This window comes from Veillonella faecalis, from assembly GCF_024677885.1.
Taxonomy (GTDB): Bacteria; Bacillota; Negativicutes; order Veillonellales; family Veillonellaceae; genus Veillonella; species Veillonella nakazawae.
Genome location: NZ_JALBWL010000001.1, coordinates 149,821 through 167,837, shown reverse-complemented (window position 1 = coordinate 167,837; position 18,017 = coordinate 149,821). Strand labels below are relative to the sequence as shown.

Below are 18,017 nucleotides of genomic sequence, written 5' to 3'. Positions count from 1 at the left end.
GTCACCTCCTATACACTATAGGTAAGAAATGTTACGGACGTGACAAGATCTAATTTTCCTTCAATGGCATTCCATCTTAGCATTAATTGACCATCATCACTGGTATATTCTTCTATGATGCCCAACTCCTTAAATACATCTAAGGATGTAAGGGCACTGCGATTATTTTGATCTGCCGGCTTACGGCGCAAAATTTCTTGTTCCACATTATACACCGATTGACTACGACCACGCATAGCTTGTTTTACTATGACATACATTTGTCTAAGACCTTCCGTGGAAAGCGTAATCGGCTCTTCAGTGAGCGGTTCAATAGCTTGGATCATAAGCTGTGGAGAAACCATCCCTTGCCATTCATTCTTTTGCAATGAAAATGCTACTTTCACCACAGTTCCAATGAATATAGTTTTAAATAAATCGGGTCGATTCCAAGCAATGGCATCCAATGTGCCACTAGAGGTTTCTAAAATCACCTTGCAATGATTTTTCAATTGTCCCATTAGCATTATATCTTGTACGATTGCTTCCATAACGGCAAAGACCGGCGTACTATTGGCCATACCATATGGCTCAAGGGCTGATACGCGGTCAATAATATCTACATCGATATCATCAACGGGTAGTTCCGCATCAATAGCAACAACGGGAATGTATTCCTCTGTTGTTACATGCTCCTTACAATATGCAGTCAAACGGTCTCGCAATTCATCTATACGATTTGCATCAATACTGAAGCCTGCTGCTGCAGCATGGCCACCGAATTGTAATAACACATCTTCGCAAGACTTCAGTGCATCGTAGATATTAAAACCATCGATACTACGACAGGAGCCTTTGCCAATGCCATCGTGGATACTAATAACCAGGGTCGGCTTATAAAACTCCTCAACTAAGCGAGAAGCCACAATACCGATAACACCAGGGTGCCAGTCTTCACCGGCTACAACGGTTACATAGTCTGCCTTATGGCCTTGGTTAGCCACATCGATACGAGCTAGTTCGTGAATATTTCTCTCTAGTTCTTGACGCTCACGATTTGTTTCATTTAATTCTTCAGCAATCGCTTCAGCCATGTCAGTATTATCAGTAACTAGCAACTCAACAGCACGTGTTGCATGGGTTACGCGACCTGCTGCATTGAGCCGTGGGGCTAAGGTGAAACCAATATGCCCAGATGTTATAGTTCGCTCATGTAGTCCCGCTACATCGATGAGCTTTTTAATGCCTAAATTAGGTTGACTATTCATCTTCTCCAGGCCTGCTTTTACGATGATGCGGTTCTCACCGACTAACGGCACAACGTCCGCCACAGTACCTAATGCAACGATATCTAAATCATCTAAATACCATTCACCAGTCTTTGTAAGCCACAATGCCTGGCATAATTTAAAAGCAACCCCAACACCGGATAAATTCTTATCCTTGTAGTGACAGTCCTTTTGCTTGTGGTTAATAACAGCCTTTGCTCGTGGAATCATATCTGGTGCCGTATGATGATCCGTAATAATCATATCGATACGGTCACGTACAGCCTCAACAATATCGTAAGAGCTAATACCACAATCCACGGTAATTACTAGAGCTGTCCCTTGCTCTATAAGATGCTCTAAAGCCTCTAAATTGAGGCCATACCCTTCACTTTGACGCTCTGGTATGTAATAGGTAACATCAGCACCTAGTTTCTTTAAAAAACGATATAGAACAGATGTTGCAGTAATGCCATCTACATCATAATCACCATAAATAACGATTGGTTTATGTTTTTCAATTGTCTCCTGAACTAGCGAAACAGCCACATCCATATCTTTTAATGCGAATGGATCTAACAAATCAGACAAAGAGCCTTGTAAAAACCGACGCCCTTCATCAACATCTATGTGACGATTAACCATTAATTTTGCCACAATAGGGTTCACACCAAGTTCACGGATTAAGATATTCTCTTGTTCTTTGTCGCTTGTGGAAATGCGCCAACGTTTTTTCTTAATCATCATATCCCTCAGTAGTTTATAATCAATATTAGTATAAAACTTCAACGTATTATCATTATCATTTTTATTTATTATACATCAAAAAGCGAATAAAATAAACCATTTTATATATTTTATTCTCATTTAACTTTTGACATTTTCTCAACAAAAAAGAACCTCCCATTATCAATAGGAGGTTCTCGATCAGTGAATTACTTAGAACCGGAAGTCTCGTTCGCCGTCTTTCATCTGTGCAATATAAGCTTTAGCTTTATCTTTAACTAAATCATTTTTGATATTTTCTAACTGTTGTTCAATAACCTTAGCGCCATGAGCTTTAGTTTTTTCATCACCATAATCCATGATGTATTCGTTCAATGTCATCAATGCATTAGGTTGGCAACAGTTATGGATTTGACCGGATTTAGCGAGGGCCATAAATCTGTCCCCTGTTCTACCTGCTCGATAGCATGCAGTACAGAAGCTAGGCACATATCCAAGATCTAGTAACCAATCTACGATTTCATCTAATGTACGTGTGTCACTGCGATCAAATTGAGCCGAATTATCCTCTGGTTTCTCTTCTTCTTTGTAACCACCTACGCTAGTACGAGAGCCCCCACTAATTTGGGAGATACCTAATGCCAAACCGCGTTCACGCATGGATTGACTTTCACGGGTAGACATAATCATACCTGTATACGGTGTGGATACACGAATAAGAGCAACGATTTTCTCAAATATATCGTCAGGTACAGCATTACTGAAATCATCTACATCGATATCATCAGCTGGACAAATACGAGGTACAGAAATTGTATGTGGACCTACACCAAATACTGCTTCTAAATGCTCTGCATGCATCAACAAACCTACAAAATCATATTTATAATGTTCTAAGCCATAAAGAACACCGATACCTACATCATCAATGCCACCTTGCATAGCGCGGTCCATCGCCTCTGTATGGTAGGCGTAGTCGCTCTTAGGGCCTGTTGGATGAAGTGCTTCATAGTTCTCTTTATTGTACGTTTCTTGGAATAATGTATATGTACCAATACCAGCTTCATGTAATTTCTTGTAATCCTCAACGGAACAAGCTGCAATATTTACGTTTACACGGCGAATTTCTCCATTTTTGTTTTTAATGCCGTAAATAGTCTTGATAGATTCCAAAATATATTCAAGAGGATTATTAAGAGGATCTTCACCAGACTCAATAACAATGCGCTTATGCCCCATTGCTTCTAAGGCAATAACCTCTTCTCTAATTTGATCTTGAGTCAACTTTTTACGTTTAATATCGCGATTTTTAGAATGGTACGGACAGTATACACAACCATTAATACAATAGTTAGACAAATATAATGGTGCAAATAGAACGATACGATCGCCATAAATAGCTTTCTTGATTTCTTTAGCTAACGCATAAAGCTTTTCCTTATATTCAGGCAACGGACATTCTAATAGAACAGCTGCTTCTCTATGGTTTAACCCCTTAAATGTAGCAGCTTTTGCTAAAATAGCATCTAACAACTCCCGATTTTCCTTGTTTTCCTCTGCATAGGCAAGGGTGTCAAGGATTTCCTGATGGGAAATAAATTCCTCCGCCTTTGGAGATTTTACATCATACATAGTACTTACCTCAAATCTTTCTAGTGGCAACGCCACCCCTCTTTAGGTATATGAAAGTATATGACAACCAGTCTTCTGGTATTTCACTGATACTGTACATAGTATACCACTATTCCTACTAAAAAACATAGGAATTTGACACACAATAATAAAAGGTTACTCCCTCATAAGAGGAAGCAACCTTTATAGTATGGGAATTTCTAATTTATATCGATTATCTATATCGAATATGACTAAAATGTATGTAATTAAATTAATTCCTTATTTACTATTAACATTTCAATAGAAATTACTTATATAATTGATTTCTAGTATTAAAAAATGTTCTATATGCCAATTGACACGTAATAAAACAAGCAATCGATATAGTGGATAACGACATAAATGTAACGATCATTTGATATTTTACAGCTTCTAATGGAGGCATGCCTGCTAGGATAAGGCCTGTCATCATCCCCGGCAGCGATACGATACCTAATGTCTTGGCACTATCTACAGTAGGTTGTAGACCCGTCTTTATAACATCACGAACTATTGCTTTCGAAGCTTGTTTAGGTGTACTACCCAAGGCTAATTTAATTTCCACCTCTTGTTTACGCAATTCAAAATTTGATAGCATTTGACGATAACAAAGCCCAATGGCTACCATAGCACCACTAATGACCATACCACCAACAGGAATCAATTGGTACGCAGTAAAACTAAGCACGCCAGTTACCAATAAAATAGATAAGGTTATCCATGCACCAATGGTGATAGCAAACCAGGAAATCCATAACGCATGCGGAATCCCTTGCCCTCGTTTAGCTGAGTTATAAGCGGCATTAAAAGCCATAAATCCAAGTAAGCCAATAATAAATATTGGACTTTCCGTACTAAAAATATAGGATAAAATAAACCCGATGACTAATAGTTGAACTGTAGCACGTATAGCACTGATGAAAATATCCTTTTCTAGCTTCAATTCTTGTCGGTAAGACATAATCATACTAATAATAACTAGCACTGATGCAAGGCACAACGATATAGTAGATATAGTTTGAAACTGACTCATATCAGTACCTCCTCTTTAGCTAATTGACCGTCTACGATAGTGATGCGGCGATTTGCAATACGCAAGCTTTGCTCTTCATTATGAGTAATGGAGATAATGGTGATCCCCTTTTTATGAAGCTCATCAATCACATTTTCTACAATAGATGTATTCGTCGCATCTAAGGCAGACGTAACCTCGTCTAAAAGCAACACTTTAGGCTCGAAAATAAGGCTCCGAATAAGGCATATTCGTTGCATTTCACCACCAGACAACTCATCATTAGGGCGCTCCATATAATTTAGTGGCATATGTAGTAAATCAAAGAGATATTCTATACGACTCATATCCGGTTTTAAACCGCGAATATCATAAGGAAATAGAATATTACGACGTACTGTTTTCGCAAACAAATAAGGTCTTTGAAAGCAGTAGCCCACCTCTCTACGATAAGATTCAGGATCTATAGCCGTTAAAGGACGATCATTATAAGTAATAGTTCCCGATGTAGGACTAATCAGATCACTACATAATTTTAAAAGTGTACTTTTACCACTTCCAGAAGGACCTACAATAGTAATATAATCGCCTTGATTTACCGATAAAGATACATCACTGATAATAGATTTGTCTTTTATAATATAAGATATATTTGATAATTCTAGCAGTGCCATAATGCCCCCTATCTCGTCATATGTGTATTAAAAGCAAAATATCGGCTCACTGTTGCTAGTTATTTAGTATTCTTAAGCATAATGATTCTAATTATGATATCATTGCCAATATGATAATGCTAAACTTAATTATAATATATCTATCAGACACATACTACAGAAAGCAAAAAATCCCTAGTGGAAAACCACTAGGGATTAATAATCTTTGTAAAATTAAGCTTCTACAGGGTATACGCTAACTTTACGGTTGTAACGACCAGCACGTTCGAATGCTACTTTACCAGGCACAAGTGCGAATAAAGTGTCATCTTTACCGATACCTACGTTAGTACCAGGGTGGAAGTGAGTACCACGTTGACGAACGATGATGTTACCGCTCTTTACGATGGAACCATCATGGCATTTAACACCAAGACGTTTAGATTCACTGTCACGACCATTACGAGTACTGGACACACCTTTTTTATGTGCGAACAATTGCAAATCAAAAGTAAACATTAAGTTCACCTCCTATATTTCGTGTATTTGGACAAACTCTGGATATTGACGGCTAATTTCCTCTAGACCGAGAAGCATAGTCCCCAGAATATCCTGTCCACTCTGGTTAATCGTACCAGAGAGAACCATATCACATCGACCTTCGCTATTCGTATATTCCCCTTCTTGTTGAGCAATCTGGGTAAGTCCTAACATTGCCGTTGCCGTTAAAGCAGACACTGCAGCACATACGATATCGAAGCCATGCTCATCATATCCTGCATGACCGGATAGGTGACAACCAATGACTTGACCATCACTATTCCGCTGGATTTCAATAGAAACCATAATTAAGCTTGGATAGATTCAATACGAACTTTTGTGAACGGTTGACGATGGCCTTGACGACGACGGTAGTTGGATTTAGCTTTGTATTTGAATACTAAGATTTTTTTACCTTTACCATGCTCAAGAACTGTACCTGTAACTTTTGCACCGTTTACAAGAGGAGCGCCAACTTTAACGTCGCCGTCATTCACTACAGTCAAAACTTCTTCGAATGTAACGGACTCGTTAGCAGCTGCTTCCAATTTTTCGATAGTAATTACATCGCCTTCAGCAACGCGATATTGTTTACCACCAGTTTTAATAATTGCGTACATGAGAACACCTCCTTGTTATCGAACTCGCTGAATTCGGTATCCCGACCCGAACTTCGGTCGGGCGTTTAAACCTGCTTCACGCGGATTGCAAAGTTCAGTAAACCGAACTAATACTGATATAGTATATCCTATTTACCTATACATGTCAAACAAAACTCAACATAAATAGTTCAGTTTCTGATACTTTCATATATATACAAACCTCTAAAATTCTCCGATAATTCCGAGATGTTGTAAAAGTATTTTAGTACCGATGAGAATTAGTACACCACCGCCGAGAATATCTGCATATTTCCCAACAAACTGGCCCATAAATTTGCCTAAGTATACTCCAATTAAAGAAATACCGAAGGTAATAACACCGATCATAGCAGATGCGTCCCACACATTGATGGGCATGAAGGCAAAGGTAAGACCGACAGCCATAGCATCAAGGCTGGTAGCTACAGAGAGCATCATCATTTCCCAAACGCCTAAAAACTGTTTATCATCATCTTCATCATCTTCATCGCTAAGCCCCTCTCTAATCATAGCGATACCTAAATAGCCGAGAAGGCCAAAGATAATCCAATGATCCCATTCAGATATGACATCTATAAACTGTCGCCCAATAAGCCAGCCCATAACAGGCATGAGAAACTGAAATAACCCAAATAAGAATGCCAATGTAACCTTTCGGCCATTTTCACCTACCGGCATTGATAAACCTTTACCAATCGATACACCAAAGGCATCCATAGCTAGACCAATACTAATTAATATAATTTCAAATACAGACACGAAACTCACCTATAAAAACTACTTACTTATTCTGCTACTGCCATCAAAGAATATCCTTCTCGGCTAATTTGTGAATTCACTACAATCGAAATCTTACGCCCTATAGAATCTCCTAACTCTTCAAGAACAGCCTTAGTTAAGTATTGGGCTACCTCTGGATGTACTTCGATTTCTAGATTAGATTTAATGCGACCTGATTTAAACAGCTCACGTATACGACGGATAATTTGCATGTATACAGTTCTGCCTGACAACATGTATCCAGTTCCCCCACATTGAGGACATGTATCAAACATCAAAGTTTGCAAACCTTGACGGGCACGCTTTCTTGTCATCTCCACAAGACCAAGCGAACTAATACCACATACCACAGTTTTCATCTTGTCTAACTTGGCTTGTGCGCTCAACAATTTTAACAACTCTTGTTGATGGGACTTATCCTTCATATCGATAAAATCGACGACGATAATACCACCAATATCGCGCAATCGCAATTGTCGACAAATTTCCTTTGCCGCCTCTTTATTGACTGTAAAAGCCAGATCTTCTAACTTATTAGACTTACCTGTGTAATGAGCCGAGTTTACATCAAATACGGTGAGAGCCTCCGTATGATCAATACGGATAGAGCCACCGGAAGGTAGATTAATATCACGAGAGATAAGATCTTCTAATTGTGGTTCAATATGATTGGCTTTAAAGATAGGTGTGCTACCTCGGTGACGTGTCACTTTAATTTGCTGTGATGTAGGCCCATGACCTAAGAGATCCAGCAATCGAGACTCACCCATATCAGAATCTACAATAATCTCTCCTACATTGCGATGCGCATAGTCTCGTACAAGACGGAACCAAAAATCCGCATCACTATAGAGATCAGTACCACTCTTAGCAACCTTAAATCGTTTTAACACATGTTGCCATGTACGCCATAGATATTCCATATCACGACCGATTTCGTCAGCACTAGCCTTGGCAGCTGCGGTACGAATAATAAATCCACAGCCTTCCTGTACATAAGGCGCTGCTAATTCTTGTAATTTAGCACGTACTGCTTCATCAGTAATTTTCTTAGAAATATGCATGCCTTCAGAATATGGTAAAAGCACCATAAAACGTCCTGCCAAACTCACATCAGCTGTAACGCGAGCGCCTTTACCAAGCATTTCCTCTTTTACCACTTGTACGAGAATTTGTTGTCCCACAGATAGGCGTGGCAAGATTTTCTGTTCTTTCCCCTGTTGAAGGTTCAAGTACGCATTTTGAGAGCCTCCTATATCAACAAAGGCCGCTTGCATACCATTTAACACGTTCTTAACAGTGCCCTTATACATATGATTTGCCATATGAGACTCATCAGTACGCTCTAAGACAAAGTCTACTAACTGCCCTTCTTCGTCGATAACAGCCATGCGGATTTCTTCTCGCATAACATTGACCAAAATTTTATGCATCCTATCCCTCCCTTCGTTCAATTTAAAATATATAGCTCTTTTAAAGCACTAAAGCGTATATAAATCGCTTAAGATTTATGTAAAGATATTAGTAATTTAGATGTATATAACGAGTATTAGTAGTTAATTTCCAATGGAGTGTAACGACCATCTTCATTTTCCACCATAATCGCTTTACGATGAATTTCATAGCCACTTGTAATAGGCCAATTATATTGGTCTTTACCAAGATTCCACACTTCGCTAGGTTTGATTGTACCTTGCGGATAGATGCCAATGCCCATAGTAAGGGTTACCATACCGTCCTTAACAGATGCTACGATAGGTTCTTTTACAAATTCTTTCACATCAATAGTGCGAGTTTTCTTAGGCGTTACCTTTTCATAAGAAATCTCCGTAGCTTCATTGAAAGGTTTTAGTAATGCATTCCAATCAGCGTTTTCATCTGTTACAGGGCCTGTTACCTCATAAATAGCAAAGTTACAGATAGCCATCATCTTTTTAACCTTTTCAGGCATTTCCTTGCCACCTAGCACCTCAAGACCTGGCGGTGCTACGCGATTCAAACGCTCCATAATAGACTCTAAAGAGTCCTCTTCTAGCACATCCATATCGATATATTCAGCCGCCGCTGTTACACCTAGGGCAAGTGCAGAGGAAAAGCTAATTTTCATATGTGGATTAAAGCCTTCAGAATAAGCCATTTTAATTTCTGCGCGGCGAATCATACGTTCTACTGCTTGTGCATAATCAAGGTGCGACAAGAATCGCAATTTTTCGCCTTTATTTAAGGCCAAACGTAACTTTTTCAACTCTGCCACCCTCCTTATAGTCAATAATTGCAGTATTTAGCTCTGGACATACGTTACAGCCCTTACATGGACCGCGACGGCAATCACTTGTTAAGTTTGCCTCTACCGCTTGTTCCCACTCTCGTTTCAAGAAAGCTTTACTTACAGTGCAATCTAAATGATCCCAAGGTAATGGTTCGTCGAAATCACGAGTACGACGTGCAAAATATGCAGGATCTAAACCACAGTCAGCGAATGCTTGTAACCAAGTTTCATAGTTGAAGAACTCAGTCCAACCATCAAATTTACAACCTGCTTCCCAGGCTTTTACAAGAACTTCAGATAATCTACGGTCCCCACGAGCAAAGGCAGCCTCCATGTAGCCCGTATAGCCATCATGGTAATGATAGGAAATATTGCGATTATTGATGAGAGATTTTAAATACCGTTGCTTACGATGAATTTCCTCTACATCTTGTTGACCATACCATTGGTATGGAGAATGTGTTTTTGGCACAAAGAAGGATACGCTCACAGTTACAGAACCATTGCGTTTACCCGTAATATCACGGTGTAAATCAAGCACCTTGTACGCCAAATCAGCAATACCTGCTAGGTCTTCATCAGTTTCAGTAGGAAGGCCCATCATGAAGTACAGTTTAACTGTATTCCACCCAGATTTAAAGGCATTTGTACACGCTGCCAATAAATCTTCTTCGCTAACGCCTTTGTTGATAACATCGCGCATGCGCTGTGTACCCGCTTCAGGAGCAAAAGTAAGACCACTCTTACGTACTTGTTGCACCTTTTTCGCAATATCGATGGAGAAACTATCGATGCGCAAGGATGGCAAGCTTACGCTCACTTGTTTATCTTTGAACTCTTCCATGAGCATATCTACTAGCTCTGGCAATTTAGAATAATCCGCAGAGCTCAAACTCATCAAAGAGATTTCATTATAACCAGTATTAGCAATCGTATCCTTAGCAATTTGAAGCAAACGCTCTGGCGTCTTTTCACGAACAGGACGGTATAACATACCAGCCTGACAGAAACGACAACCACGTGTACAGCCGCGGAATAATTCTAGTACTGCCCGGTCATGCACAATATCCAAGAAAGGTACTACAGGTTTTGTAGGGTAGAACACATTTTCTACATCTTCTACGATGCGTTTCTCTACAGCTGCCGGTACATCTTCAAAGCGAGGTATAATAGATTTAAAATCGCCTTGTTCTGTGTATTCTACATCGTATAACGCTGGACAATAGGTACCAGGAATTTGAGCCACTTTACGCAAAAACGCCTCTTTACCACCAGGGAAACCTTTTGCTTTTTCAGCTTTATAGAGGTCGATAAATTCATCGCCCCATTCTTCGGATTCACCGAGAGATACAATATCAAAGAAATCTGCAATAGGCTCTACATTAAATGCACATGGGCCACCACATACGAGTAACGGGAAATCCATATCACGATCTTTAGCGTACATAGGAATGCCAGCCAAATCGAGCATATTCAAAATATTAGTAAAGCTCATCTCATATTGAAGCGTAAAGGCTAGTACATCAAAGTCTTTAATAGGCGTACGAGTTTCCAAAGAGAATAAAGGAATGTTGCGCTTGCGCATTTCCTCTTCCATATCATGCCACGGAGCAAACACACGTTCCGCTGCTGCATCTTCACGACGGTTTACAAGACCATATAAAATTTTGATGCCCAAATGGCTCATAGCCACTTCGTATACATCTGGAAAAGCTAATGCCATTGTTACATCAACAGTACTGTGATCTTTTACGATACTGTTATATTCGCCACCAGTATAACGAGCAGGCTTTTGGACATGTTGTAACCATGACGTATCTAATTGAATCATACATCCTCCGTCTTTTCTGAAAGACTTCTTTCACAATCAATCCTATATATAGGTTATTTAAAAAATATATTTTGTCCGTTGCATTGCGATATTTAACAAAATACCAATACTCAACATATTCGTAGTCAACGCACTGACACCATAGCTAAGGAATGGCAATGGAATCCCTGTAACAGGCATAATACCAATAGTCATACCTACATTAACGAGTACCTCAAAGGTAAACATGGTAGCAATACCTGTAGCTAATAACATACCAAAATTATCATTACACATATAGGCTACTTTAATGCTCCGATAAATGAGCATAAAGAGCAAGAACAATACAATGATACAACCTACAAAACCAAATTCTTCACCAATAACGGAGAAAATAAAGTCCGTATGGTTTTCTGGTAAGAAGTTCAACTGACTTTGCGTACCATTAAAGATACCTTTACCAAAAATCAAACCTGAACCAATGGCAGTCTTAGACTGAATAATATGATAGCCAGATCCAAAAGGATCAATATCTGGATTTAAAAATACGAGAATACGTTGTTTTTGGTATTCTTTCAGTACAAACCAACCTAAAGGCATCAATAATAAACCAGTACCGGCAATAATTTTTATAAGTCTTGTTCTAATACCAGAAATAAATAACATGCCCACAAAAATAGCAATATACACAAGAGATGTACCTAGGTCAGGCTGTAAGAATACGAGTGCAATAGGTACCCCAACATATAATATAGGCAATATTAATGATTTAAATGTATCTAACTTGCCAATACGAGGCTCTAGCATTTTAGCCATGCAAATAATCATGAGCAATTTAGAAAACTCTGATGGTTGAATCGTAATAGGTCCCAATTGAATCCAGCGTTGGGCCCCCAATGCAGAGGTACCAACGGCCATAACGGCAATCAACATCAAAAGGGTAATGGCGTAAATGATATTACCCCAATCCTTTAGGCGATGGTAGTTAAGAAACTGCATACCTATCACAACGGCTACATTAGCTAGGAAAAATATAAGTTGTTTTACTACTAAACTACCAAATCCAATAGGCTCTTGATTAACATGGGTTGCACTGCCAATGGCTGCTAAACCAATACAAACAAGTAAGAAAGTACATATGATAATAGCCCAGTCGCTATCGTTCCATAGTTTCCGCCACATCATATCACCTATTTCAATTTACGACGGCGCCATAAGCTTTGCTTACCTTGCACTAATAAGCGCTGAGTAGTCCAACCGCCGCGATTAATATAGAGAACATTATTCGAGTCTTCAAAGATAGACTCACCAGCTGCAGCAAGTGTAGGTGTACCTTGTTTTTCTGTAGCAGCCTTTTTCTTCGCTACATAGGCATCAAATTGCTTTTGTACATCATAATCTTCCCAGCAATCCCCAGTTACAACATAGTCTACAAGAGGTGCTAATACATTGCGGAATTCATGAGAAGCAAGCTCTAACAGATGTCCATCTTGTGTATAGGTTAACACATCTTCATCATAAGGAATCATAGCCCCTACATATTCGGCGCGAAGAACTTCTAGCATATCGTATAAGTCTATGTCTTCCCCATCTGTAGGTACTGCATTAAATACAATAGCAAAATCGCGAATATTATGTTCCTCACACACTTGAATCATGCGCGCTCCATTACGTAAGGATACCCACAACGGATGTGTTACAACAATACAGCGATTTACCAAGTCTAAAATAGACTCTATGCCCTTACCAATACCGGCTGGAGCATCAATCAAAATATAGTCATATACATCACAAAGTCGACGGACTAATTTCTTATACTTCTTACGACCTATATCTTCCCAGCGCGCACTTTGACTAGCCGGTAAGAAATCTAGATTTTCTGCAATTGTTACAATAGCATCGTCTGTATATTCTTTATCTTCACTCGCATCTAGTGCATCATAGATGATTTCATCTGCTACACCTAACACAAGATCCAAATCGCGCAATCCAAAGTCCCCATCACAGAGCAATACGCGGTGCCCTGCATGACTTAAGGCTGCACCTAGGCAAGCGGTAATGGTAGTTTTACCTACACCACCCTTACCAGATACAACACCGATGATTTCGCCCATACTAATCCTTTCTTGGTTGCCCACTCGTTACCGTATTCTGCGGCTTCTGTCCATTAGCAGTATTGGCCCCAGTAGCGGTTTCTTTGTTACTTTTACTATTTGTATCATTAGATTTCTTATTCACTGGTACATTAAAGTACGCAGCCAATACATCACGTACGATAGGACCTGCAGCTCCAGCACCAAATCCACCTTGTTCTACAAGTGCAACCACAACAATTTGTGGCTTATCATATGGTGCATAGGCTACAAACCAGCCATGATCTCGGCCATGTGCATTTTCCGCAGTACCCGTCTTACCAGCTACATTAATTGGGAAACCTTTAAATAAATCCCCTGCTGTACCGCCTTCATTAGTAACATCACGCAAACCTTCTCGAATGAGGTCCATAATATTTTTAGGAACTGGTAGAATACCTAATTTATCAGGTCCAAAGATTTCTTTTGGGGTACCATCCTTATTATCGATACGGCTTACCACATATGGTCGATATTTAATACCACCATTGGCGACTTCACTGAGCATAACTGCCATTTGTAACGGCGTAGTCAAGGTGAAAGACTGACCGATAGCCGCATCAAAGGTTTCCCCTAAATACCAATCCTCATCAAAAACTTTACGCTTATACGCAGGACTTGCCATATTACCAGCAGCCTCGCCCGCCAAATTGATACCCGTTTTTTCACCAATACCAAAATAGCCCGCATATTTTACAAGCTCTTCTATGCCAACGCGATTACCCATTTCATAAAAGTAAACGTTGTCAGACTTGGCAAGGGCTTTATTAAAGTTAAGCCAACCTAATGCTTCACCTTCCGCATTACGCTTATCAATAAGCCAATGTTTACCGCTATCAAAAATCAACTCTTCAGGCGTAACCTTTTTAAGATCTAGCGCAGCCGTCCCCGTAATAATCTTAAACGGAGAACCTGGTGGATACTCACCAGAAATAACCTTATTGTCAAAAGGATGATTCTTATCGTTATTAAGCTGATTCCACTGAGCTGTTGTAATGCCTTTCGCAAACCAGTTTGGGTTGAACTCAGGAGCACTAACCATAGCCAAAATGGCGCCGGTATTAGGGTCCATGGCCACCACAGCAGCCCCTTGGGCCGGAATACCTTGAGCCCGCAGTTGATCGAGCTGGTTTTTAACAGCTTCTTCTGCAGCCTTTTGTAAATTCACATCGATGGTTAGATGAATATTAGAGCCGGGAACCGTATGTTTCCGGTCCACCTCCGCCACAGGGCGACCTGTAGCATCTACCTCTACCTGCTTACCACCATCGGTGCCGCGCAAAATAGAATCATATAATTTTTCGAGACCGGAACGACCTAGAATAGTACCGCCGCTAACAAGGGTATTCGGATCCTTCTGTTTTAGCTCTTCTAATTCTTCCTCGCTCACTTCCCCTACATAGCCAAAGAGCTGAGATGCCATCGTCTCATATGGATAATAACGAAGTGGCTCCACATCAATCGTTACGCCTGGTAATTCATGACGGTGTTCCTCAATAGTCGTTACTACGTCCATTGAAATATCGTTGGCAATACGAATTGGCTCATAACCATACTTGTGGTCATTCACCTTCTTCGTAATATCCTCAGGCTTCATTTTTAGTAATGCTGCTAATTTGGCAACTTCCCCTTCATCTAAGGCCTTGCCTGTTGGCATAATAGAAATAGTATAAGCTGGTCTAGAACCGACTAAGATTTGACCATTTCGATCGTACATAATACCACGAGCAGCTGTCATTGTAACCATGCGCAATCGATTGCCTTCTGCCTTAGCTTGATAATAACCACCAGCCAAGATTTGCAACGTCAACAAACGCAGAGCTAACACTATAAATATGGCCGCTACAATGTAAAAGAGTACATCAAAGCGACTCGTTTTTTTCCGTTTATAGAGGCCTTCTAGCACTCTTTCACCTCCTAACCAAACTTACCAAATATAATCTTGCTGTTCCTCTTTACGCCACAATAAGCCATGCACAATAGCTCCCAATACGCCATTCCAAAATAGAACAGGTACGACCATATGTAATAGATATACACCAAGGTGTAAGTCACCACCACTAGCTAATATCATAAAGCTACGAATCAAGCCATCTAATAATGTACAGATAGCCACTATGGCGCTTGACCAATACCAACGTTCTTCATAAATGCGATGTTTCACTGCAGATAAGAGATACACCACGATTACATAGGGGAATAAATGGAGCCCAAAGAAGTTAGAGATTAGTACATCGTGAACAATACCACCTACAACGGCTACCATGATGCCCATGCGACGCCCTTTAAAAAGCGTTACCATAACAGTAATGGTTAAAATCAAGTTTGGTAACCAGTTTGTATGGAATATAGCAGGCAGCAGTTGAGCCTGAATAAAGTAAATTAAAAATCCACAAAGGACTAAAGCTAGACGCGTCATTGTTTAACGGCCCCCTTTACCCCTTCTACTTGATCTCGTTGCGTTTGAGGCACAAGTTTAGGCTCAAGTTCAGGCTTTTGCGGTGCACTAAGGGAGGATGACGTGAGTACGAACACCTCTTCAATGCGATGGAAGTCAACACTTGGTGTAATTACGGCATTCTTTACAAAACCTTCTGTATCATTTTCGATGGACTGTACATTACCAACAGGCAATCCTTTAGGGTAGATACCACCATACCCAGAGGTGATTAATTTATCCCCTACTAATACATCACCATCACGGGCAATATTTACCATTGATGGCGTACGAGGTGAGTCGCCATCACCTTTTACGACACCAGATAGGCGAGATTCAGGACGTTGTACAATAACACCGATTGCACTACGTGGGTCAAGAATGGTTTGTACTCGAGAAGAGTGAGGGTATACATCGGTAATAAAACCAACTACCCCACTTGGTACAACGACAGCCATATTGACAGCCATTCCTTCTTCACTACCCTTATCGATAGTGAAAGTATTTGTCCATGTGCCGTAATCCTTTGTAATAATACCGGCTAAAGTCATGGAGAATTCCGGATGATTGCTCTTATAGTTGAGCAATTGACGAAGTCGAATATTTTCTGCTACTACTTCATCATAGTTAACAACCTTTTGTTCTAATGCAGCCTTGCGAGATGCTGCCTCATCACTTTCAATAGTTGCAGAAATAGCACTATTGAGTACTGTAAAACCGGTTTGTACACCGTCAAGCAAACGGGCAGATCCATAAGCAAATGGCGTTGTAATACCTTCAAGAGTGACAGTAACAAAAGGAATACTAGTTCGTTGTTTCCATGCAAATCCGAGCAACGCTAATAGGATACAGCTAATAACAACAACGATAATTAACTTTTTATCTGACTGTATCATATTAGTCTTGGCCCTTTCTATTTTTAGAATTCACAATAAAACGTGATAAGCTCACCAAGTCAGATGAAGCCCCGTTAAGGCCCACAACGACTTTTGTCTCTGGTGCATCCGGAACATGTACAGGCACACCTAACTCGCCCCCAATACGCTCAGCCAAACCCGACAGTTGCGCAGTACCACCAGTAAGATATATTCCATATTGCATAATATCAGCTACAATCTCAGGTTCAGCGGAACGAATCATTTGTTTCACTTCATCTAAAAGGCCAGCAATACAGTCATTAACAACTTGATATACCTCTGACTGATGAATAACACAACGTCTGCCTAAACCATTCATCATATCACGGCCTTGAAAGGCATATTCGGCATCTTCTAAAGGTGCCATAGCAGTGCCTACTGTATGTTTAATATCTTCTATAATTTCTTCAGAAACGATAACCCCAAAACACTCACGTACATAGCGTAGCAATGCATTATTGATATCTGAGCCACCGAAGCGAATCGTTTCACTATCTACAATGCCGCCCAATGAAACAATGCCCATATCAACAGTGCCACCACCAATATCAATGACCATAGATCCACGAGCTTCAAAGATAGGTGCACCGCAACCAATGGCTGCAGCGACAGGTCGTTCGATAAGAAATACTTCGCGTGCGCCGGCCTGAATAACAGCATCCATCATCGCTCTTTGCTCAACGTCGGTCATCCCACAAGGAACACCAACAAGAACTCGAGCGCGGCGCAATGCATTAGACACTTTATTCAGAAAATAGTTAAGCATCGTGTGCATAACTCGATAGTCCACAATAAATCCATCTTTTAATGGTGTCAAAGGGCGCCACATATCGGGCATACGCAATACAAGACGTGCCGCTTCATCCCCAACGGCTACTACTTTTTCTTGTTTTGTATCAGTTGCTATAATAGATGGTTCGCTTATAACAGTTCCTCGCGTCCCCCCCATGAGGCGCGTCTGTATGGAACCAATATCTATACTTACATCTTTTCCTAGAGTAGGTAAAATGGAACTCATAGTAAAATCTCCTTCATTACATCATCATTCCATTTTACCACATATAATGCGACTTTTTCTATTGATATCAAGGCTTTTCCCCATGTTAAAAGCACATAAAATGCATAATTCAAGTACCCTTAAGTCATACATAATTTATACACTTACAACTGATACACCTTGCTATGTATAGACCATACCAA

General features: G+C 40.1%; 17 protein-coding genes. All 17 read right to left on the bottom strand.

Features of this window, described 5'->3' with window-relative positions:
• Window positions 1–8 precede the first annotated feature (8 nt).
• A complete protein-coding gene (recJ, locus tag MOQ65_RS00790; RefSeq protein ID WP_257846364.1) occupies window positions 9–1,991 on the bottom strand; it encodes a single-stranded-DNA-specific exonuclease RecJ in 1,983 nt (660 codons plus the stop codon).
• Between the two features lie 195 nt (window positions 1,992–2,186).
• A complete protein-coding gene (hydG, locus tag MOQ65_RS00785; protein WP_060923969.1) occupies window positions 2,187–3,605 on the bottom strand; it encodes a [FeFe] hydrogenase H-cluster radical SAM maturase HydG in 1,419 nt (472 codons plus the stop codon).
• Window positions 3,606–3,894: 289 nt separating this feature from the next.
• A complete protein-coding gene (locus MOQ65_RS00780; RefSeq protein WP_257846363.1) occupies window positions 3,895–4,659 on the bottom strand; it encodes an ABC transporter permease in 765 nt (254 codons plus the stop codon).
• Window positions 4,656–5,312, bottom strand: a complete 657-nt coding sequence (locus MOQ65_RS00775) for an ABC transporter ATP-binding protein (protein WP_257846362.1) — start codon at window positions 5,310–5,312, stop codon at window positions 4,656–4,658. Before MOQ65_RS00775 ends, MOQ65_RS00780 begins: the two co-directional genes overlap by 4 nt.
• Window positions 5,313–5,525: 213 nt before the next feature.
• The gene (gene rpmA, locus MOQ65_RS00770; RefSeq protein WP_004696430.1) at window positions 5,526–5,810 is read right to left on the bottom strand and encodes a 50S ribosomal protein L27; all 285 of its coding nucleotides are present in this window, start codon (window positions 5,808–5,810) and stop codon (window positions 5,526–5,528) included.
• Window positions 5,811–5,822: 12 nt separating this feature from the next.
• Window positions 5,823–6,137, bottom strand: a complete 315-nt coding sequence (locus tag MOQ65_RS00765; protein WP_119206461.1) for a ribosomal-processing cysteine protease Prp — start codon at window positions 6,135–6,137, stop codon at window positions 5,823–5,825.
• A gap of 2 nt (window positions 6,138–6,139) precedes the next feature.
• The gene (gene rplU / locus MOQ65_RS00760) at window positions 6,140–6,451 is read right to left on the bottom strand and encodes a 50S ribosomal protein L21 (RefSeq protein WP_004698652.1); all 312 of its coding nucleotides are present in this window, start codon (window positions 6,449–6,451) and stop codon (window positions 6,140–6,142) included.
• Between the two features lie 204 nt (window positions 6,452–6,655).
• Entirely contained in the window at window positions 6,656–7,231 is a 576-nt protein-coding gene (locus MOQ65_RS00755) for a manganese efflux pump MntP (RefSeq protein ID WP_257846361.1), read from the bottom strand.
• A gap of 26 nt (window positions 7,232–7,257) precedes the next feature.
• The gene (locus tag MOQ65_RS00750; protein ID WP_195185905.1) at window positions 7,258–8,685 is read right to left on the bottom strand and encodes an Rne/Rng family ribonuclease; all 1,428 of its coding nucleotides are present in this window, start codon (window positions 8,683–8,685) and stop codon (window positions 7,258–7,260) included.
• Between the two features lie 116 nt (window positions 8,686–8,801).
• Entirely contained in the window at window positions 8,802–9,497 is a 696-nt protein-coding gene (locus tag MOQ65_RS00745) for a TIGR03936 family radical SAM-associated protein (RefSeq protein ID WP_060923975.1), read from the bottom strand.
• The gene (locus MOQ65_RS00740) at window positions 9,469–11,352 is read right to left on the bottom strand and encodes a TIGR03960 family B12-binding radical SAM protein (protein WP_257846360.1); all 1,884 of its coding nucleotides are present in this window, start codon (window positions 11,350–11,352) and stop codon (window positions 9,469–9,471) included. Before MOQ65_RS00740 ends, MOQ65_RS00745 begins: the two co-directional genes overlap by 29 nt.
• Window positions 11,353–11,409: 57 nt before the next feature.
• Entirely contained in the window at window positions 11,410–12,513 is a 1,104-nt protein-coding gene (rodA, locus tag MOQ65_RS00735) for a rod shape-determining protein RodA (RefSeq protein ID WP_257846359.1), read from the bottom strand.
• A gap of 8 nt (window positions 12,514–12,521) precedes the next feature.
• Window positions 12,522–13,445 carry a P-loop NTPase gene (locus MOQ65_RS00730; protein ID WP_257846358.1) on the bottom strand — a complete coding sequence of 308 codons (924 nt, stop codon included), beginning with the start codon at window positions 13,443–13,445 and terminating at the stop codon, window positions 12,522–12,524.
• Window position 13,446: 1 nt separating this feature from the next.
• Complete coding sequence (mrdA, locus tag MOQ65_RS00725) at window positions 13,447–15,369, bottom strand: penicillin-binding protein 2 (protein WP_257846357.1); 1,923 nt, start codon at window positions 15,367–15,369, stop codon at window positions 13,447–13,449.
• Window positions 15,370–15,390: 21 nt separating this feature from the next.
• Window positions 15,391–15,882, bottom strand: a complete 492-nt coding sequence (mreD, locus tag MOQ65_RS00720; RefSeq protein WP_009351172.1) for a rod shape-determining protein MreD — start codon at window positions 15,880–15,882, stop codon at window positions 15,391–15,393.
• Window positions 15,879–16,796 carry a rod shape-determining protein MreC gene (mreC, locus tag MOQ65_RS00715; protein ID WP_257846356.1) on the bottom strand — a complete coding sequence of 306 codons (918 nt, stop codon included), beginning with the start codon at window positions 16,794–16,796 and terminating at the stop codon, window positions 15,879–15,881. Before mreC ends, mreD begins: the two co-directional genes overlap by 4 nt.
• 1 nt (window position 16,797) lies before the next feature.
• The gene (locus tag MOQ65_RS00710) at window positions 16,798–17,835 is read right to left on the bottom strand and encodes a rod shape-determining protein (protein WP_257846355.1); all 1,038 of its coding nucleotides are present in this window, start codon (window positions 17,833–17,835) and stop codon (window positions 16,798–16,800) included.
• Between the last annotated feature and the right edge of the window lie 182 nt (window positions 17,836–18,017).